The organism is Glycomyces sp. NPDC021274 (assembly GCF_040641195.1).
Classification (GTDB): Bacteria; Actinomycetota; Actinomycetes; order Mycobacteriales; family Micromonosporaceae; genus Glycomyces.
This window is the reverse complement of the sequence record NZ_JBFADC010000011.1, coordinates 95,561-114,292: the sequence shown is the minus strand read 5'-3', so window position 1 is coordinate 114,292 and position 18,732 is coordinate 95,561. Positions and strand designations below refer to the sequence as shown.

General features: G+C 70.4%; 18 protein-coding genes and 1 tRNA gene. 11 read left to right on the top strand and 8 right to left on the bottom strand.

The window, feature by feature from the left end; genetic code table 11:
• Positions 1–9: 9 nt before the first annotated feature.
• Positions 10–873, bottom strand: a complete 864-nt coding sequence (locus AB0I03_RS21625) for a LysR family transcriptional regulator (RefSeq protein WP_360415559.1) — start codon at positions 871–873, stop codon at positions 10–12.
• A 74-nt stretch (positions 874–947) separates the two neighbouring features.
• Between AB0I03_RS21625 and AB0I03_RS21620 the strand changes: the two genes are divergently transcribed.
• Positions 948–1,475 (top strand): cysteine dioxygenase family protein, encoded by a 528-nt coding sequence (locus AB0I03_RS21620; protein WP_360415557.1) that lies wholly within the window; start codon positions 948–950, stop codon positions 1,473–1,475.
• Between the two features lie 23 nt (positions 1,476–1,498).
• Complete coding sequence (locus AB0I03_RS21615; protein WP_360415555.1) at positions 1,499–1,921, top strand: VOC family protein; 423 nt, start codon at positions 1,499–1,501, stop codon at positions 1,919–1,921.
• Positions 1,922–1,987: 66 nt separating this feature from the next.
• On the opposite strand, the gene AB0I03_RS21610 is transcribed toward AB0I03_RS21615, so the two are convergent.
• Positions 1,988–2,404 carry an N-acetylmuramic acid 6-phosphate etherase gene (locus AB0I03_RS21610; protein ID WP_360415553.1) on the bottom strand — a complete coding sequence of 139 codons (417 nt, stop codon included), beginning with the start codon at positions 2,402–2,404 and terminating at the stop codon, positions 1,988–1,990.
• Between the two features lie 152 nt (positions 2,405–2,556).
• Here AB0I03_RS21610 and AB0I03_RS21605 point away from each other — a divergent pair, with 152 nt between their 5' ends.
• From AB0I03_RS21605 to AB0I03_RS21590, 4 genes are all read left to right on the top strand, one after another.
• Positions 2,557–3,555, top strand: coding sequence for a sigma-70 family RNA polymerase sigma factor (locus AB0I03_RS21605; RefSeq protein ID WP_360415551.1), 999 nt, complete (start codon positions 2,557–2,559; stop codon positions 3,553–3,555).
• Positions 3,556–3,666: 111 nt separating this feature from the next.
• Positions 3,667–4,077, top strand: coding sequence for a hypothetical protein (locus AB0I03_RS21600; protein WP_360415549.1), 411 nt, complete (start codon positions 3,667–3,669; stop codon positions 4,075–4,077).
• Positions 4,078–4,161: 84 nt separating this feature from the next.
• Complete coding sequence (locus AB0I03_RS21595; protein ID WP_360415685.1) at positions 4,162–4,800, top strand: MerR family transcriptional regulator; 639 nt, start codon at positions 4,162–4,164, stop codon at positions 4,798–4,800.
• A gap of 248 nt (positions 4,801–5,048) precedes the next feature.
• Positions 5,049–6,446: an FAD-binding oxidoreductase gene (locus AB0I03_RS21590; RefSeq protein WP_360415547.1), complete on the top strand. Its 1,398-nt coding sequence runs from the start codon at positions 5,049–5,051 to the stop codon at positions 6,444–6,446.
• A gap of 107 nt (positions 6,447–6,553) precedes the next feature.
• Here the strand turns inward: AB0I03_RS21590 and AB0I03_RS21585 are convergent.
• Positions 6,554–6,628, bottom strand: a tRNA-Val gene (locus AB0I03_RS21585).
• A gap of 156 nt (positions 6,629–6,784) precedes the next feature.
• Between AB0I03_RS21585 and AB0I03_RS21580 the strand changes: the two genes are divergently transcribed.
• Positions 6,785–7,501: a DsbA family oxidoreductase gene (locus AB0I03_RS21580; RefSeq protein ID WP_360415545.1), complete on the top strand. Its 717-nt coding sequence runs from the start codon at positions 6,785–6,787 to the stop codon at positions 7,499–7,501.
• A gap of 93 nt (positions 7,502–7,594) precedes the next feature.
• Entirely contained in the window at positions 7,595–8,761 is a 1,167-nt protein-coding gene (locus AB0I03_RS21575; RefSeq protein WP_360415543.1) for a VLRF1 family aeRF1-type release factor, read from the top strand.
• Between the two features lie 97 nt (positions 8,762–8,858).
• Here AB0I03_RS21575 and AB0I03_RS21570 read toward each other — a convergent pair whose 3' ends face one another.
• Complete coding sequence (locus AB0I03_RS21570; RefSeq protein WP_360415541.1) at positions 8,859–9,722, bottom strand: hypothetical protein; 864 nt, start codon at positions 9,720–9,722, stop codon at positions 8,859–8,861.
• A gap of 192 nt (positions 9,723–9,914) precedes the next feature.
• On the opposite strand from AB0I03_RS21570, the gene AB0I03_RS21565 reads away from it, so the two are divergent.
• The 3 genes from AB0I03_RS21565 to AB0I03_RS21555 all read left to right on the top strand — a co-directional run bounded on the left by AB0I03_RS21565 (position 9,915) and on the right by AB0I03_RS21555 (position 13,464).
• The gene (locus AB0I03_RS21565) at positions 9,915–11,330 is read left to right on the top strand and encodes an FAD-dependent monooxygenase (RefSeq protein WP_360415539.1); all 1,416 of its coding nucleotides are present in this window, start codon (positions 9,915–9,917) and stop codon (positions 11,328–11,330) included.
• A gap of 272 nt (positions 11,331–11,602) precedes the next feature.
• On the top strand, positions 11,603–12,517 hold the full coding sequence (locus AB0I03_RS21560; RefSeq protein WP_360415537.1) for an endonuclease/exonuclease/phosphatase family protein: 915 nt from the start codon (positions 11,603–11,605) through the stop codon (positions 12,515–12,517).
• Between the two features lie 41 nt (positions 12,518–12,558).
• Entirely contained in the window at positions 12,559–13,464 is a 906-nt protein-coding gene (locus AB0I03_RS21555) for an endonuclease/exonuclease/phosphatase family protein (protein ID WP_360415535.1), read from the top strand.
• Here AB0I03_RS21555 and AB0I03_RS21550 read toward each other — a convergent pair.
• The 4 genes from AB0I03_RS21550 to acnA all read right to left on the bottom strand — a co-directional run bounded on the left by AB0I03_RS21550 (position 13,406) and on the right by acnA (position 18,353).
• A complete protein-coding gene (locus tag AB0I03_RS21550; RefSeq protein ID WP_360415683.1) occupies positions 13,406–14,482 on the bottom strand; it encodes an NAD(P)-binding domain-containing protein in 1,077 nt (358 codons plus the stop codon). The genes AB0I03_RS21555 and AB0I03_RS21550 overlap by 59 nt on opposite strands.
• A 53-nt stretch (positions 14,483–14,535) precedes the next feature.
• Positions 14,536–14,994, bottom strand: coding sequence for a DUF3291 domain-containing protein (locus tag AB0I03_RS21545; protein ID WP_360415533.1), 459 nt, complete (start codon positions 14,992–14,994; stop codon positions 14,536–14,538).
• Between the two features lie 92 nt (positions 14,995–15,086).
• Positions 15,087–15,479, bottom strand: coding sequence for a VOC family protein (locus AB0I03_RS21540; RefSeq protein ID WP_360415531.1), 393 nt, complete (start codon positions 15,477–15,479; stop codon positions 15,087–15,089).
• Positions 15,480–15,632: 153 nt separating this feature from the next.
• Positions 15,633–18,353, bottom strand: a complete 2,721-nt coding sequence (gene acnA / locus AB0I03_RS21535; RefSeq protein WP_360415681.1) for an aconitate hydratase AcnA — start codon at positions 18,351–18,353, stop codon at positions 15,633–15,635.
• Positions 18,354–18,732: the final 379 nt, after the last annotated feature.

Below are 18,732 nucleotides of genomic sequence, written 5' to 3'. Positions count from 1 at the left end.
ATCGGCCGGTCAGGCGTACTGCTCTGCGGCCACATGCAGCGCCGCGATGAACGCCGTGGTCGCCGGCGGGTCCGGCGGTTCGCCGTAGGTGACGAGGTGGATCCGGCGGGTGCGGTCGATCCCGGTCGCCTCGATGTCCTCCCGGCGGTGGGTCCGCAAGGCCAGGCCCGGGGCGGTCGTCACGCCCAGGCCCGTCGCGACCAGCGCCTGCTGGACGATGATCTCGTCACTGGTGTAAGCGATCTCGGGGGTGAACCCGGCCGCCTCGCACAGTTCGAGGAGCTCCTGGCGGCAGCGCGCGCACCCGGCGATCCACGCGGAGTCGCGGTGGTCGAGCAGCGTCTCGCCCGCCCGCGAGCTGAGGAGGTACATCGGGTCGTCGAAGAGGTGCACGCCGCGGATGTCGCCGGGCAGGTCCTCCTCGTACCGGAACACGACGGCGGCGTCGACCTCGCCCGTGCGCAGCATCTCGATCGCCGCCACGGGATGCGCGTCGACCAGTTGCAGCTGGATGCCCGGGTGGTCGCGGCGCAGCGCCGCGGCGGCCTCCGGCACAAGCGTGCTCAGCGCCGACTGGAACCCGGCGACCCGCACCCGCCCGGTCCGCAGGCCCACCATCGCCTCGAGCTCGGCCTCGGCCGCGTCCACGCGCCCGATGATCTCGGTGGCGCGGCGCGCCAGCATCTCGCCCTCGGGGGTGAGCCGGATGCCGCGGCCGACCCGCTGGACCAGCCGGGCCCCGGTCTCGGCCTCGAGCCGGGCGAGGTGGTGGCTCACGGACGGCTGCGCGTAGTGCAGGTGCTTGGCGGCCTTGGTGACCGAGCCGTGGGCGGCGACCGCCGCGAGGACCCGGAGCCGCACGATATCGAGCATGTATCAATGCTATCTATAGGTTTCCACAGGATCTGGCATTGGACTGATGGATCGATCCGGGGCAGGCTGAAGCCATGACAGCCACGATCACCGCGACACCCGCACTGACCGGTGTCACCGCCGCAATCCGCGCCGCGCTCCGCACCGCCGCCGACTGGGACGGGGCCGCCCGCGCGGTCGCCGACGCGCTCCGCCCGATCCTGCCCGGCCCCGAACTCCTCACCCCCGAGCAGCGGCTCGGCGACCCGAACGGGCCGACCGGGCACGTCCTGTACGCCGAACCCGACGGGAGCTTCTCCGTGACCGCCGTGATCTGGCGGCCGGGCCAGACCACGCGGATCCACGACCACATCACCTGGTGCGTCGTCGGCGTGCTCCAAGGCGTCGAGCACGAGGAGCTCTTCGACGAGCACCTCAACCGGATCGGCGTGAGCGACAACCAACCCGGCGAGGTCAGCGGCTTCGCCCCGCCCGGCGACATCCACCGGATCGTCAACACCGGCACCGAGACCGCGATCTCCTTGCACGTCTACGGCACCGACCTCACTAGGGTGGGCAGCAGCGCCCGCCGCTACTACGAGTCCGCGAACGCGGAGAAGTGAGACTTCCCATAGCACTCAAGCGAATGGACCACGTCGGCATCGTCGTTGAAGACCTGCCGGCCGCGATCGAGTTCTTCGTCGCGCTCGGCATGGAGCTGGTGGGGCAGGCGCCCGTAGGGGGCGAGTGGGCGGACAAGCTCACCGCGCTCGAGGGGCTCAGCGCCGACATCGCCATGCTGCGCACCCCGGACGGCCACGGCCAGGTCGAACTCTCGACGATCCACCACCCGAAGGCCGCGAACCCGGCACCGTGGGAGCCGGTGAGCACCCCGGGCATCCCGCGCCTCACGTTCGTCGTCGACAACGTCGACGAGGCCTTCGACCAGCTGCGCCCCCACGGCGGCGCACTCGTCGGCGAAGTGGCCCAGTACGAGGACATGCTCAGGTACGCCTACATCCGCGGCCCCGCCGGCGTCATCGTCGGCCTGGTCCAAGAACTCGGCTGACAAAAGAAAACCCCGACCGGCCCCGGCGATCCGGTGGCACGCGAATGCCACCGGATCGCCGTTTCGCTACGCGCCGTTGAGGCGCTTGATCGCCTCGACGAGTTCCGGGTCGTCCGACTGGAGCCGGCCCTGGAACCCCGCATCCTGCAGCGGGTAGCGGTTCATGAGGATCAGCGTCTCCGCGGTGTTGGCGATGCCCTCGTAGGCGACCTCGATCGCGTCGTTGATCCGCTTGGTCATCGCCCGGCTGACGTCCTCGCCGGTGAACTCGGGCGCTTCGAGGAAGCACACCAGGCGCATCGGCTCGTCGCCGTACAGCCGGCCGTCGTAGGCGACGTTCTCGCCCGAGTACTCGCGCAGCCAGACCTGGATGTCGGGACTCATGCGGAACGCCTCCTCGATGGCGGCGGTCACCTCGATCATCAGCTGCTGCTTGGCTTCGCGCCCGATTCCGGCGGGCGCTTCGATGAAGAACTGCGGCATGGGGAGGACTCCTGGTTCCTGCAGGGGCGGACTCGGACGCCGCCCGTTGCAAGTACCGATACGGCGGCCGGTGAAAACTCATCGCGTGCCGCCGATGAGTTCGCGACCGCCCGCGGGTCTGTACCGGTGAGGGAACGAGGAAGGGAGCATCGGTGACGGAGACCGTTCTGGCGGGGCCGCAGGCGGGGGAGTTCGCGGCGCTCGCCGCCCCGCACCGGCGCGAGCTGCTGGTGCACTGCTACCGGATGCTCGGGTCGGTGCACGATGCGGAGGATCTGGTCCAGGAGACGCTCTTGCGCGCGTGGCGCGCCTACGACCGGTTCGAGGGCCGGTCGTCGCTGCGGACCTGGCTGTACCGGATCGCGACGCACGCGTGCCTGCGCGCGCTGGAGAACCGCGGTCGCCGCCCGATGCCGTCGGGCCTCGGCGGGCCCAGCGGCGATCCCGGTGGCCCCCTTGAGGAGCCGCCGCAGGAGGTGCTGTGGCTGCAGCCGCTTCCCGACGCGCTGCTGAGCGCCGACCCGGCGCAGATCGCTTCGTCCCGGGAAGGCACCCGGTTGGCGTTCGCGGCGGCGCTGCAGCATCTGCCCGCCCGGCAGCGCGCCGTCCTGATCCTGCGCGACGTGCTCGGCTGGCGCGCCGCCGAAGTCGCGGAGCTGCTCGACACCTCCACGGCCGCGGTCAACAGCGCTCTGCAGCGGGCCCGCGCCCAGCTGGAGCAGGCGGGCCCGGCCGAGGACACGCTGGTCGAGCCGACCGACCCCGAACGGCGGGCGCTGCTGGACAAGTTCGTGGCGGCCTTCGCCAACAGCGACGCCGAGGCGCTCACCAGAATCCTGCGCGACGACGCGGTGCTGGAGATGCCGCCGTTCACGTCCTGGTTCGCCGGGGCCGGCGCCATCGTCCGCTTCATGGACGCGCAGGGCTTCGCCGCCTGCGGCGGCGTCCCGATGATCCGGACCACCGCGAACGGCCAGCCCGCCCTCGCGTCCTACCAGCGCTGCACGGACGGCGTCTGCCGCCCCCACGGCATCCACGTCCTCACCCTGACCGCCACGGGAATCGCCCGCATCAGGACCTTCCTCGACCCCGGCCTCTTCCCTACCTTCGACCTGCCGATCGCCCTCCCCGGCGGCGACCGGCGAGCGTGAGCCCTTGCGCGACAGGCGAAGCACCACAACCGAGGCGTTCGCACCTTGACTGTGAAACACCACTACATGTAGCGTGAAGTGACACTATTCATTTCCGATCGAAGGAGTGTCATGAGAAGCCGCGCTTCCGAGTTCGCCGTCCGCGTCTCCCTTGTCGTCATGGGCGTGTTCACCGCCGTGCCGGCGCTCGCGCTCGTGCAACCCGACCAGCTCGAATCGAGCTACGGCGTCACGGACCCCGATCCGATGCTCTTGACCCTGCTCCAGCACCGCGGCATGCTCCAGCTCCTAGCCGGTGCGGCGCTCATCTGGGCCGCCGCTCGCCCCGGCGTCCGGATTCCTGTCGCCCTCGGGCTCGTGGTCGCGAAGACCACGGCATTGGCGCTGACCGCGAGCCGCCCAGAGGCACAGGACCGGGCGAGCGCCTTCATCCAGGGCTTCGACGTCGTATGCGTCGTCGCGCTCCTGTGGATCATCGCCGCTACGCTGCGAAGCGCGCGCGGTGCCGCTTCCCCTGCCTAGGGTCGCCGCCCGGGGCGGCGCGGTCGCGATTCGTATAGTCGGTGGTCGTCGATCCCGCTGTAAGAAAGGACCCCGGTCGTGCGAATGACGGAGTTGAGCGAGCGCGCAGGCGTGCCCATACCCACGATCCGCTACTACATCCGCGAAGGGCTCCTGCCGCCCGGGAACCTGACCAGCCCGAACCAGGCGACGTACGGCGAGGCCCATGTGCACCGCCTGACGCTGATCCGCGCCATGGTCGAGGTGGGGGAGATGCCGATCGCGGCGGTGGCGCGCCTGTTCCAGCATCTCGAGGACAAGAACGCCGACGAGTACACGACGCTCGGCCTGACCCAGTACTCCCTCGTGCGCACCGCCGCCCGGGAATCCACACTGGATGAACCGGGTGCGGCCGAGGTTCAGGAGCTGGTGGACCGCCTGGGCTGGCGGGTGAACGACCACCATCCCGCCAGGGCGATGCTCGCCTCGGCGGTCCGGACGCTTCGCCGGCTCGGGCAAGAGGACGTGCTCGATCTGCTGGAGCGGTACGCCGCGAGCGCACACGATCTGGCCGAGGCCGAGGTCGGCGTCGTCCTCGAACGGGACGGCTTGGACAACCGGGCCGAGGCCGTGGTGACCGTCGGCGTCCTCGGCGACGCCATGCTCGCCGCCTTGCGGCGCCTGGCAGCAGAGGACGTCATGACACGCGCTCTCGAGACCGCCGCTCGCGACGCGAACGGCTGAACGCCCGGCGGGCGGCACCTGCGATTCGTCGCCGACCCGATCGGACACGATGAGCAGGCGTTGTGCCTGAATGCGGGACCGGGCCCACGGACGTGAAGTAGCGTCAGGTTAGCCAGGCCGGGGCCCGGGACCTGATAGGTCGCGCCTTCGAGGAGCGAGAGCGTTCCCGCCCCTCCCTGAGCCCGAGGCGTACGCGGAGCAATCGGACCGCCGCTCGCCATCCGAACTCCCGATGGAGGCACGCGATCATGGGCAGCATCAGCGGAACGAATCTGGACAGGCTGCGAGGAGACTTGCGCGGACCCGTTGTCGCCCCAGGGGATCCGGGCTATGACGAGGCCCGCAGCATCTACAACGCCATGATCGACCGCCGCCCGGCCGCCCTCGCGCAGTGCGCCGACGTCGCCGACGTGCGGGCCACGATCGCCTTCGCGCAGGACGTCGGGGTCGAACTCGCGGTCCGCGGGGGCGGCCACAGCGGACCGGGCCTGTGCCTGGTGGACGACGGGCTTACGCTGGACCTGTCGCCGATGAACTGGGTGCGCGTGGACCCCACAGCGGGTATCGCGCAGGTGGGCGGCGGCGCTGAACTGGGCGCGCTCGACCATGCCGCCCACACCTTCGGCCTCGGCATCCCCTCCGGGATCATGTCCACGACCGGGGTCGGCGGCCTCACGCTGGGCGGCGGGCACGGGCACCTGACCCGCAAGTACGGCCTGACCATCGACAGCCTGACATCGGCCGACGTCGTCCTCGCCGACGGCACCTTCGCGACCGCCTCGGAGACGGAGCACCCCGACCTGTTCTGGGCGTTGCGGGGCGGCGGCGGGAACTTCGGCGTCGTCACGTCCTTCACCTTCCGGCTGAGCGAGGTCCGCGATGTCGGAGTCGGACTGACCTTCTGGCCTCTGGACCGCATCCAGGAGGTGCTCCGGTGGTACCGGGAGTTCCTGCCCGCCGCACCGGAGGACCTCAACGGGTTCTTCGCCCTCCTGTCGGTGCCGCCCGGCCCGCCGTTCCCCGAGCCGATCCACGGGCAGAAGATGTGCGCGGTGGTCTGGTGCTACACCGGCGACCTGGAAGAAGGCCGCCTGGAGGAGGTCCTCGCCGTGGCGAACGATCCGGCGCCCCCGGCCTTCCACTTCACCGCGCCGATGCCGTACCCCGCCCTGCAGGGCATGTTCGACGAGCAGATCCCGAAGGGGCTCCAGTGGTACTGGCGCGGCGCCTTCTTCGACACGATCTCCGACGCGGCGATCGACGTGCACGAGCGGTACGGCAACGCCCTGCCCACCGAGTCGGCGACCATGCACCTGTACCCCGTGGACGGGGCCGCCCACCGGGTGGGTGCGGACGAGACCGCTTGGGCGTACCGGGACGCCGTGTGGTCCGCGGTGATCGCCGGGATCGACCCCGATCCCGCCAACGCCGACCTGATCCGCCAGTGGTGCGTGGACTACTCGACGGATCTGCATCCGCACTCCATGGGCGGTTCCTACGTCAACTTCCTCGGCTCCAAAGAGGGGCCCGAACGCGTCCGATCGACATACCGCGGCAACTACGACCGGCTCGCCTCGGTCAAGCGCGCCTACGATCCGGAGAACTTCTTCCACGCCAACCAGAACGTCCCGCCGGCGGCCGGTTGAGGACGCGAGCCGCCCCGGCCAGCTGAGGAGGCGAGTTGAGCGGGCGATCGGCTCTTGATCTGGCTCTTTTCGGCCCCTGGCGGATGCTCCGCCGGGGGCCTTCGTGCTGGTGGGTGCTACAGGGATCGAACCTGTGACCACCTCCTTGTAAGGGAGGTGCTCTACCGCTGAGCTAAGCACCCGGAGGGCGCGCGGGAGCGCGCCGAGCCTGAGACAGGGTACCTGAACGAGGGCTTGGGCGCGAGTGGCGGGTGGCGGGGGCGTTCGCATGGTGGGCGTGCGGGGAGGCCTGGGGCACAGGGCGGAATTTCGTGGAAGCTTCAAGTGTTGGGGCAGTCGTGGAAAAGCTACGCGTGGACATCTGGTCCGACATCGCCTGCCCTTGGTGCTACGTCGGGAAGGCCCGGTTCGACAAGGCCGTGCAGCAGCTCGACGGGAAGGTCGACGTCGAGATCCGGCACCGGTCCTTCGAACTCGACCCGCACCGCGAACCGGGCGACACCGCCCCCGTCGTCGACATGCTCGTCAAGAAGTACGGCATGAGCCCGGCCCAGGCGCAGGCCGGGGAGTACCGGCTCGGCGACCTCGCCAAGGCCGAAGGCCTCGAGTACCGCACCGAAGGCCGCGATCACGGCAACACCTTCGACCTGCACCGCCTCCTGCACCTCGCCTCCGAGCGGGGCCTGGAGGCCGAGGTCTGGCAGGCGTTCTACATCGCGAACTTCGCCGACGAGGCCTCGATCTTCGAACGCGAGCGCGTGATCGAGGTCTCGGTCGCCGCCGGACTCGACAAGGACGAGGTCGTCGCGGTGCTCGACGACCCCGAGGCCTACCGCGAGGCGGTCCGCGCCGACCAGGCCGAGGCCGCCGCGCTCGGCGCCACCGGCGTGCCGTTCTTCGTGGTCGACGAGAAGTACGGCGTCTCCGGCGCCCAGCCCACCGAGCTGTTCGCCGAGGTCCTCGAAAAGGCTTGGGGCGAAAAGCGACCGGCGATCACCACGATCACCGGTGCTGAAGGCGCCGAGGCGTGCGGCCCCGACGGGTGCCCCGTCTGACAGCACTTCAGGCGTAACTGGCGAAACCTTCACGAACGGGCACCTCCGGGAATATCCTGAGGCGAATTCCGCTCGATCGAGGAGGCGATAGCCATGCCGATGGACCGCGAGACGCAACTCAGGCTGGTGAAACTGCGCGACGACACCGGCGTGCTCTCGCTCTACGTCAACGCCGACCCCCGGCAGGAAGGTTCCACACCACCCTGGAAGACCCGGCTCGACCAGGGCCTGAAGCAACTGCTCGAAGCCGTCGACAACGGCACGCGCTCCGCACTCGGCCGCCGCATCGAGGAGATGAAGCTCGACATCGAGCAGCTCGTCCGCCCCGGCGCGCCCGGGATCGGCCGCGCCCTGTTCATCGGCCTCGCCAGCGGCCAGACCTACAGCGTCGAGATGCAGACGCCGCTGACCGACCGGATCGCCCTCGCCCCCCGCTCCCACATCGCCCCGATGTTCGGCGCCTGGGCCGAGGGCTCGCCGATCGGCATCGCCGTGGTCGACGGCAAGGGCATGCGCCTCCTCGACAGCCGCTTCGGCAGGTGCGAGGAGATCTCCGGACTCCACTTCGCACTCGACACCGCCGAATGGCGGGTCATGAAGGGCCCCAGCGCCACCCGCAGCGCCTGGGGCGGCCGCGACGGCATCAGCGCGAACAACCAGCACGACCTGTTCGACTACCGCATCGCCGAGCACCTCCAGAAGTTCCTCGCCGCCGCCCACTCCACACTGGAGGAGCACGTGGCGACCTTCGGCTGGGAGATGCTCGTCGTCAGCGGCGAACCCGAACTCGTCGAGGCGGCCTCCAAGTCGCTGCACAACGGGTTCAAGGCCGACGTCGTGCCCTCGCAGCTCGTCCTCAGCCAGTCCACGCCCGCACAGATCCAGCAGGCGCTCGCGCCCGAGATCGCGGCCGCCCGCGCGGCCCGGGACGCGCGCCTCACCGCCGACTTCGCCGAGTCCCCGCGCAAGACCGCCGCGGGCTCCGAAGCCGTGCTCGACGCGCTCCAGGGCGGCCGGGTCGACCGGCTCGTCATCGAGCGCGACTCGGTGTGGAGCGGCCGCCGCATCCCGGACGGCACGGTCCTGGCCGACGCGATCGCCCCCGGCGAGCCGGAGCTGGCCTCGGCCATCGCGGACGCGCAGCTCGGCGAGGCGATGATCGAGATGGCGCTGGCTTCGGACGCAAGGGTGTCGATCCTCAGCGACGGCGTCGGGCTCGACGAGAAGGCGGGCGGCGTCGGCGCGTTCCTGCGCTGGTGAACACCGCTTGAGTTCGCAAGTTAGGTTATGCTAACCTATCTTCGGCAGTACGATCCAGGGCCGCGGGTCTCTCACCTCCCGCGGCCCTGAGCCGTTCCTAGGCGAAGGTGGTCGCCAGGAGCGCGTCCACGAGCAGGTCGTACTCGTCGTCGGCCGACTGCGGCATATAGGCCCCGGCCACGAACGCGTTCACGCCGTCGACGTCGACCAGCAGGATCACGATCCGCTCGTACTCGTCCGCGGTGAACTGCGAGGCGTCCCACGAGGCGGTGGACTCGGCGAGGACGCCGGCCCGACCGTCCACAGTGACCTCGGTGAGCACCGGGACGGAGGCGCTGCCGTTCTCCCCGCCCGCCGCGGCGCCCTCGGCCCAGACCCGGGCGACCGTACCGGCGGTCTTGCCCATGGCCTCCGGGTCGAACGGCAGCTCCGGAATCGCGTAGCGCCCCGCGGAGAAGGCCGCGTACCAGTTCTCGGCGAGCTCGATGTTGTAGAGCGACGCGTCATGGGCGTAGTCGTAATCGGTCGGCCCCTCGGCATGCTCCCACCGGTCGTTCGGGATCGGCACGCTGGCGCCCAGCGGCTCCACCACCAGGAACTCGCCGGAGAACGCCGGGACCTCGGGGGACGGCGACCCACTCGGCTGCGCCGCGCCGGACTCCTCGGTGGACGCCGAGGCGGACTCCTCTGCGGCGGAACCGGAGTCGTCGTCGGAGATGACGTAGCCGACCACGCCGCCCGCGAGCATCAAGACGACCACGAGCGCGATGGCGAGCACGCGTCGGTTCCCGCGCTTCGGCTGCGGCGGCAGGGGAACGGGGCCGTACGCCGGCGCCTGCGGCGGGTACGCGGGCGGGGGCGTCGGCTCGGGGCGGGCCTCCAGGCTGGGGCGCGTCGGTTCGGGTGCGGGCGGTTCGCCGGCCTCGTAGCCGGGTCGGGCCTCATGTTCGGGGTTGGGCATGCGAAGCATCCTAAATGAGCTGGATTTCCCGACAGCCCCGCAGCTCCGCCCTTCACGGGGAGCATCGGCGGGTGTGGCTCAGTTCATGCGAAGCGTGCTCTCCCAACGGTTCCCAGCGCGAGACCCGGGGTGCTACCTTGAATTCATCAGTCGATGAATTACATCATCGCGAGCCACCCCAAGGAGTGCGCCATGTCAACCCAAGCGGAAGTCATCGTCGTCGGAGCCGGACCCACCGGCCTGCTGCTCGCGGGCGACCTCGCCGAAGCCGGCGTCAGCGTCCTCGTCCTCGAGGGCCGCGGCGCGGACCTCTCGAACCTCTCCCGGGCGTTCGGCGTCCACGCCCGCACCCTCGAGGAGTTCGACGCCCGCGGCCTCGCGGAGGAGCTCATCGCCTACGGCGGCGCCCAGCTGCCCGGCATCCGCCTGTTCAACCGCGTCACCCTCCACCTCGCCGACCTCGAGACCCGCTTCCCCTACCTCCTCATGACCCCGCAGTACAACGTCGAGGAGGTCCTGCGCCGCCGGGCCCTCGCGGCCGGCGCCTCGATCCGCTACGACCACAAGGTGACCGGGCTCGACCAGGCCGACGGCCGGGTCACCGTCCACACCGTCCAGGGCGACTACACCGCCCGGTACGCGGTCGGCGCCGACGGCGTCAAGTCCGCCGTGCGCCAGGCCATCGGCATGCCCTACCCCGGCGAGGCCGTCCTGAAGTCGATCATGCTCGCCGACGTCAAGCTCACCGATCCGCCGCCCGAGAGCCCCGCCATCCAGGGCATCAACGGCGCCTTCTGCTTCGTCGCCGCCTTCGGCGACGAGTACTGGCGGATCTTCGCCTGGAACTCGGCCGACCAGAAGTCCGACGACGCGCCGATCGAACTCGAGGAGATCAAGGAGGCCGCGCGCCTCGCCTTCGGCACCGACTTCGGCATGCACTCCCCGCGCTGGATCTCCCGCTTCCACTCCGACGAGCGGCAGGTCCCGAACTACCGCGACGGCAGCGTCTTCCTCGCCGGCGACGCCGCCCACTGCCACTCCCCGGCCGGCGGCCAGGGCATGAACACCGGCCTCCAGGACGCCGCGAACCTCTCGTGGAAGCTCGCCGCCGTCCTCCGCGGCGCCGACCCGGCCCTGCTCGACACCTACAACGCCGAGCGCCACCCGGTCGGCAAGGCCGTCCTGCGCTCCAGCGGCGCCATCATCCGCCTCGCCACGGAACGCTCCAAGATCAAGGCGGCCATCGGCGGCCTCGCCGCCGCCACGGCGCTGCACATCAAGCCGATCGAGGCCAAGGCCATGGGCATGATCTCCGGCGTCGGCATCCACTACGGACACGACAAGGGCGAGGACCAGCTCGTGGGCCACCGCGCCAACGACATCGCGCTCGCGGACGGCACCCGCCTCTACGAGGCTCTGCGCGGCGGGAAGTTCGTGGTGCTCGACAGCGCCGAGTCCTACGCGGCGGGCTTCGTCGCCGACGCCGACTCGGCCGCCCCCGACGGCACCGTCAAGATCGTCCGCCCCGACGCCTACATCGGCTGGGCCGGCGAGGACGACCCCGCCGCGATCCGCGCCTACCTGGAGAGCCACGCGGGGAAGAGCTGAACACCGAACACCACCGCGGCGGCGGGCTCCGGCCCGCCGCCGCACCCGCGTGCCCGGGGGCTTGCACCTGCGGCTGCGCGACCGTCGCTTGAGGATCGCGAACGCCCTCCCCGCCGAGCAGTGCGCTCGAGGTGAGGGCGTTTCGCATGGTGCCGAAGTGCATTCACTCCGTGTTCACCGGTTGCAGGTTGCCGGTTCGCGGCATTTGTCGTTCACTGGCCCTCCACCCGATTTCCTGTGAGAAACAGGGCATCCTGAGATATAGAGGTTCCATGACCACCATCCTCAGTAGACGGAATGTCCTCGGCGCCGGCCTCGCGGTCGGCGCCTCCGCCGTCGCCTCCGGCGCCCTCGCCGGCACCGCCCAGGCCGAAGAGGCCTTCGGCGGCTCGCTCATCGGCGCCGCCCGGGGCGACCAGCTCCACTTCATCACCTTCAACCTCCGCTACGAGGGCGGCGACCCCGCGCCGCGCACGTGGGACGAGCGCCGCCCGCTCGTGAAGTCGGTCCTGCGGCGGGAGAAGCCCACCGTCCTGTTCACGCAGGAGGGCCTCTACGGGCAGAACCAGGACGTCCTCGAGGACCTCAAGGACCACGACTGGATCCACCTCGGCCGCCTCGGCGGCTCCAAGAGCGAGGCCACCGCGGTCTTCTGGGAGCGCAAGCGCCTCAAGGTCCTCGAGTACGACCACCTGTGGCTCTCGGACACCCCGCTGCTCATCGGCTCCAAGAGCTGGGGCAACAACGTCGTCCGGATGCTCACCTGGGTCCGCTTCCAGGACCTGCGCACCGGCGGGGACTTCTACGTCGTCAACAACCACTTCGACCACCAGTCCGAGCCCTCGCGCCAGAAGGGCGCGCAGATGAACCTCGACGTCATCGCGGCGTGGACCTCCCCGGTGATCGTCGCCGGGGACTTCAACAACACCCCGGACACCCCGATCTACCAGATCCTCACCGACGGCGGCCTCGTCGACACCATGCTCGCCGCCGAGGAGCCGGTGACGCCGGTCTACGGCACGTGGAACGGCTGGAACCCGGTCCCCACTGAGGAGGAACGGCGCATCGACTGGATCCTCACCACCCCCGAGGTGCGGATCCTCAAGGCCGGTGTGAACACCTACGCCAAGGACGGGCGCACGCCCTCCGACCACTGGCCGGCCCAGGCGCTCGTCGAGCTCCCGTAAACGGACTCCAGGGCGGCGGCGGCGCGGATACCGTGGAAAAGGTGAACGACGCGCTGATCGCCGCCCCGGAGGGCTCCCGTAACGACGGGGGCCACCCGCTCCTGGGGCCTGTCGATCCGCCGTTCCTGCACGTGATGACCTACAACCTCAAGTCCGCCTCCGGCAGCGCCCCGCATTCGTGGTGGAAGCGCCGCCCTCTCGTCAAGGCCGTGCTCGAGAACGAACTGCCCTCGATCATCTGCACCCAGGAGGGCCGCTTCCGCCAGCTCCTCGAACTCCGCGAGGACCTCGACGGCTACGACTGGGTGCACCTCGGCCGCGGCGGCGGCTCCCGCAGCGAGGCCACCGCGATCTTCTGGGACTCGGCCCGGCTCCTCCCGCTCGAATACGACCACCTCTGGCTCTCCAAGCGCCCCAACGTGATCGGCTCCCGCAGCTGGGGGAGCGGCACCGTCCGGATGCTCACCTGGGTGCACTTGGAGGACCGCGCCACCGGACGCCGCCTCTACGTGGTCGACAACCACTTCGACCACCGCTCCGAGAAGGCCCGTCGCAAGGGCGCGCGGATCCTCCTGGACACCGTCGACCGCTTCCTCGACCCGGTCGTCGTGGCCGGGGACTTCAACTGCGGCCCCGACTCCGCGACCTACCGGGCCCTCACCGGCGGCGGACTCGAGGACGCCTGGGAGACCGCGGCCGAACGCGTCACCCCGAACTGGGCCACGTTCAACCGCTGGCGCGCCAAGCCCTCGGAGGGCCCCACCCGCATGGACTGGATCCTCGCCAGGCCGAGCGACGACTGCGCCGTCGAGATCCACCGGGTCGGCGTGAACGCCTACGCCGAAGGCGATCTGACCCCCTCCGACCACTGGCCGGTGCAGGCGCTGCTCAGACTCGTGCCGCGGCGGGGGCGGACGTCGCACCGAGGAGCGAGCGGATCTCGCTGACCGCGGCCCTCCCGGCCCGGTTCGCCCCGACGGTGCTGGCTGACGGGCCGTACCCCACCAGATGCACGCGCGGATCGACCGCCACCCGCGTGCCGTCCATGACGATCCCGCCGCCGGACCCGCGCAGTTTCAGCGGCGCGAGGTGGTCGAGCGCCGCCCGGAACCCGGTGGCCCACAGGATCGTGTCGACCGCGACGAAGCGGCCGTCGTCCCAGCGCAAGCCGTCGGGCGTGATCCGATCGAACATCGGCAGCCGGTCGAGCACGCCCGCGTCGCGCGCGGCCCGGATCTGGGGTGTCACCGGCACCCCGGTGACGCTGATGACCGACTGCGGGCGCAGGCCCCGCCGCACCCGCTCCTCGACCATCGCGACGGCCTCGCGGCCCCGGTCGGGGTTGAAATCGCCTGCGCGCCATTGCGGTTCGCGACGCGTGATCCAGTGCGTGGACGCGGCGAGCGGATCGATCTCCAGCAGGTGCTGGATGCCGGAGATCCCGCCGCCGACCACGGCGACGCGACGGCCCGCGAACGCCTCGGGGCCGCGGTACTGCGCGGTGTGCAGCTGCCGGCCGTGGAACCGGTCCTGCCCGGCGTAGCGGGGCCAGAACGGGCGCTCCCAGGTGCCTGTGGCGTTGATGAGCGCGCGGGCGATCCAGGTGCCCCGGTCGGTGACGACCTCGAGGCGCTCGTCGGGGAGCGACCGCACGGCGCTCACGGACACCGGCCGCTGCACGCGCAGGTCGAACTCGCGCTCGTAGTCGTGGAAGTACTGCGAGATCACGCCGGACACGGGCGTGGCCGGCTCGGGCTCGGGCACGTCCATGCCCGGCAGCCGGTACACCCCGTTCACCGTCGCGAAGGTGAGGGTCGGCCAGCGGAACTGCCACGCGCCGCCCGCGCGCGGGGCGTGGTCGAGCACCGCGAACCCGGTCTCGGGCGCGAAGTGGCGGCGCAGGAAGTAGGCGGCCGAGAGCCCGGCCTGCCCGGCCCCGATGACGACGACCTCGACCTCGCGAATCACCTCTAGTGGAACGAGCGCGCCGAGCGGGCGATTCCGCGAGGTGAGGCCCTTCACTCACTCGGAGCGCTGAACAACTCCCGCATGGTGAAGGCCTCGGCGGTGGGGCCCTTCTCGCGCAGGATCGTCAGCCGCTTCTCGGCCTCGGGCAGGGTCGGCCGGTGCCCGGCCGGGACCCACCACATCGCCGAGTACGCCTCGGCCATGTGCGCGAACCACTCGCGCCGCCGCTTGAGCATCGCGCGGTGCTCGGGTCCGAAGACGTAGGCGTGCAAGGCCTCCGGCGAGGTCCACACGGACATGTTCACCGCGAGCCACTCGTCACCGAACACCCGGAACTCGGTCGCGTCGGCCCCGCCCTCGTCGACCAGGCGCCACACGAACCCCTCGGCGCGGTCCGCGACGGCGTTCACCTCTTCCAGCATGGAGGTGAACCCGTGCATCAGCTCACTGTCGAAGGGCGCCAGGATCCGCCCGATGTTCACTTGCGCCAGTTCGTATCCCGCACTCATGGCAAGAAGCGTGCCAGCGCCCCGACCCCGCCGTCAACGGTCAGGGCTGAAACCCGGTCGCACCCCAGTCGACCGGGTTTTCGGCGCGGGCCTCAATCGCCGAGGGGCGTCAGGAACTCGAGCCGGTTGCCGAACGGGTCGCGGGTGTAGCAGCGCCGGTAGCCGATGAAGTCCGCGTCCCACTCGACCGGGCAGCCGGCGGCGGCCAGACGTGCGGCGAGCGCGTCGAGGTCCGCGACGAGGATGCCGGGGTGGGCCTTCTTCGAGGGCACGTGGCCCGCTTCGACGCCGAGGTGGAGTTCGAGGGCGTCGGTGCGCAGCCACAGGCCGCCGCGCTTGGCGAGCTCTGGCGGCTTCTCGACCTCGGTCATGCCGAGGACCCCGACGTAGAACGCGCGGGCGGCGTCCTCGCCCGCGGGGCGGATGGCCAGTTGCACGTGGTGGACGCCGTAGCCGAAGAGCGAGGCGCCTCGCTGCGGGTTCATGGTTCGCTCCTTTGCGAGTGGGGCGTGTCGGCCGGTGACGGCTCGATGAGAAGAAGGCGGCGAGGAGGAACGCGGAGGCGTTCGGCGTCGAGGCGGTCGGACGAAGCGAGGGGCGGACCGGCAACGGTCCGCCCCTCGCGTTCGTTCACGGCGCTAGCTCGCCAGCAGTCCTCGGAGGACGTACTGGAGGATGCCGCCGTTGCGGTAGTACTCGGCCTCGCCCGGGGTGTCCAGGCGGACGACGGCCTCGAAGGTGGTCTCCGCGCCATCGGGGCTCACGGCGGTCACAGTGACCGTGGCGGGGATGCCGTCGTTGATCGCGGTGACGCCCGTGATCGAGACGGTCTCCTCGCCGGTGAGGCCGAGGCTCTGGTGCGACTCGCCTTCGGGGAACTGGAGCGGGAGGACGCCCATGCCGATGAGGTTCGAGCGGTGGATGCGCTCGTACGACTCGGCGATGACGGCCTTGACGCCCAGCAGGCGGGTGCCCTTCGCGGCCCAGTCGCGGCTGGAGCCGGTGCCGTACTCCTTGCCGGCGAAGACGACCAGCGGGGTGCCTTCGGCGGCGTAGTTCTGGCAGGCGTCGTAGATGGTCGAGACCGGGCCGCCGGCCTGGGTGAAGTCGCGGGTCCAGCCGCCTTCGGTGCCCGGCGCGAGCTGGTTGCGCAGGCGGATGTTCGCGAAGGTGCCGCGGACCATGACCTCGTGGTTGCCGCGGCGCGAGCCGTACGAGTTGAAGTCGGCCGGGGACACGCCCTGGTCCTTCAGGTACGAGCCGGCGGGCGAGTCGGCCTTGATGGAGCCGGCGGGGGAGATGTGGTCGGTCGTGACCGAGTCCCCGAGCTTCGCCATGACGCGGGCGCCCGTGATGTCCTCGACGGCGGCCGGGGTGGCCGGCATGCCCTCGAAGTAGGGGGCCTTGCGCACGTAGGTCGAGGCGTCGTCCCATTCGAAGGTGTTGCCGGTCGGGATCGGCAGGGACTGCCAGGTCTCGTCGCCGTCGAAGACGGAGGCGTACTCCTTGAGGAACATGTCGCGGCCGATGTTGCCGTCGACGACCTCGCGGATGTCCTCGGCGGAGGGCCAGATGTCGCGCAGGAACACGTCCTGGCCGTCCTTGCCCTTGCCGATCGCGTCGGTCGTGAGGTTCACGTCCATCGTGCCGGCCAGCGCGTAGGCGACGACCAGCGGCGGGGACGCGAGGTAGTTCATCTTGACGTCGGGGTTGATGCGGCCCTCGAAGTTGCGGTTGCCCGAGAGGACGGCCGCGACGGCGAGGTCGCCGGTCTGGACCGCGGCCGAGGTCTCCTCGGGGAGCGGTCCGGAGTTGCCGATGCAGGTGGTGCAGCCGTAGCCGACGAGGTTGAACCCGAGCTTGTCGAGGTACGGGGAGAGTCCGGCGCGGGTGAGGTAGCCGGTGACGACCTGCGAGCCCGGCGCGAGGGAGGTCTTGACCCACGGCTTGGAGAGCAGGCCGGCCTCGACGGCGTTCTTGGCGAGCAGGCCCGCGCCGACCATGACGTACGGGTTCGAGGTGTTGGTGCACGAGGTGATCGCGGCGATCACGACGGCGCCGTGGTCGAGTTCGAACTCGCCGGTCTCGGACTTGACGGTCTGCGGGTTGTGCGGCCGGTTCCCGTTGGGGGACTGGGCGGGGGCGTCGGAGCCCGGGAAGGACTCCTCGCCGGCCTCGTCGGTCACGTAGTTGGCGACGTCGCGGCGCCACTGGTGCCCGGCCTGGTCGAGCTGGATGCGGTCCTGCGGGCGCTTCGGTCCGGCGATGGAGGGCACGACGGTGGAGAGGTCGAGCTCGAGGTACTCGGAGTACGCGGCCTCCTTCGACGGGTCGTGCCACATGCCCTGGGCCTTGGCGTAGGCCTCGACGAGGGCGATCTGCTCCTCGGTGCGGCCGGTGAGGCGCAGGTAGTCGACGGTGCGCTCGTCGATGGGGAAGATGCCGCAGGTGGAGCCGAACTCGGGGGCCATGTTGCCGAGGGTGGAGCGGTCGGCGACGGGCACGGCGGTGACGCCTTCGCCGTAGAACTCGACGAACTTGCCGACGACGCCGTGGTCGCGGAGGATCTCGGTGATGGTGAGCACGAGGTCGGTGGCGGTGGTGCCGGCCGGGAGGTCGCCGGAGAGCTTGAAGCCGACGACGCGCGGGATGAGCATGGAGATCGGCTGGCCGAGCATCGCGGCCTCGGCCTCGATGCCGCCGACGCCCCAGCCGAGGACGCCGATGCCGTTCTCCATGGTGGTGTGCGAGTCGGTGCCGACGCAGGTGTCGGGGTAGGCGACGCCGTCGCGGGTCATGACGACGCGCGCGAGGTGCTCGATGTTGACCTGGTGGACGATGCCGGTGCCGGGCGGGACGACCTTGAACTCGTCGAAGGCGGTCTGGCCCCAGCGCAGGAACTGGTAGCGCTCGCGGTTGCGCTCGTACTCGCGCTCGACGTTGCGCTTGAAGGAGTCGGGGTGGCCGAAGAAGTCGACGATCACGGAGTGGTCGATGACCATCTCGGCGGGCGCGAGCGGGTTGACCTTGGCCGGGTCGCCGCCGAGGTCGCGCACGGCCTCGCGCATGGTGGCGAGGTCGACGACGCAGGGGACGCCGGTGAAGTCCTGCATGATCACGCGGGCGGGCGTGAACTGGATCTCGGTGCTGGGCTTGGCGGCGGGGTCCCAGGAGCCGAGCGCCCGGATGTGGTCGGCGGTGATGTCCGCGCCGTCCTCGTTGCGCAGCAGGTTCTCGAGGAGGACCTTGAGGCTGTACGGCAGCCGGTCGTGCCCCTCGACCTTTGCGATGTTGAAGATGTCGTATTCGTGTTCGCCGACCCGCAGCGTCTCGCGGGCGCCGAAGGAGTCCGTGCTCACCATGAGAGCTCCTCGATTCAGGATTTGAAGGTCGGCTTCAGTCTGCCCCAACCTGAAGGGCCGGGAACCGGGGTCGGGCAGAGCCGCCGACTCTAAAACAGTACGTCCGTCTTATTTACGAGGCCAACTGTAGCACTCGATGTTTCGAGGGAGTTGCTTAGCCGAGCCTAACGAGGGGCTGCGAGGCTGCATCTTGATGCGGGAGAACGCATCCGGGGTACCGGGGCAGTTTGAAGGCCGACGGCGGCAGGCGTTTCGGTGTGCGGTGCGCCTGCCACCGTCGGCCCGGTGCGGTGGATATAAGTCTTAATTCGGACTATACGCTTCGGGAAATCCGGGTCACGACCGCCCCGGCTCTCCGTCGTCTCGCGCCCGATCC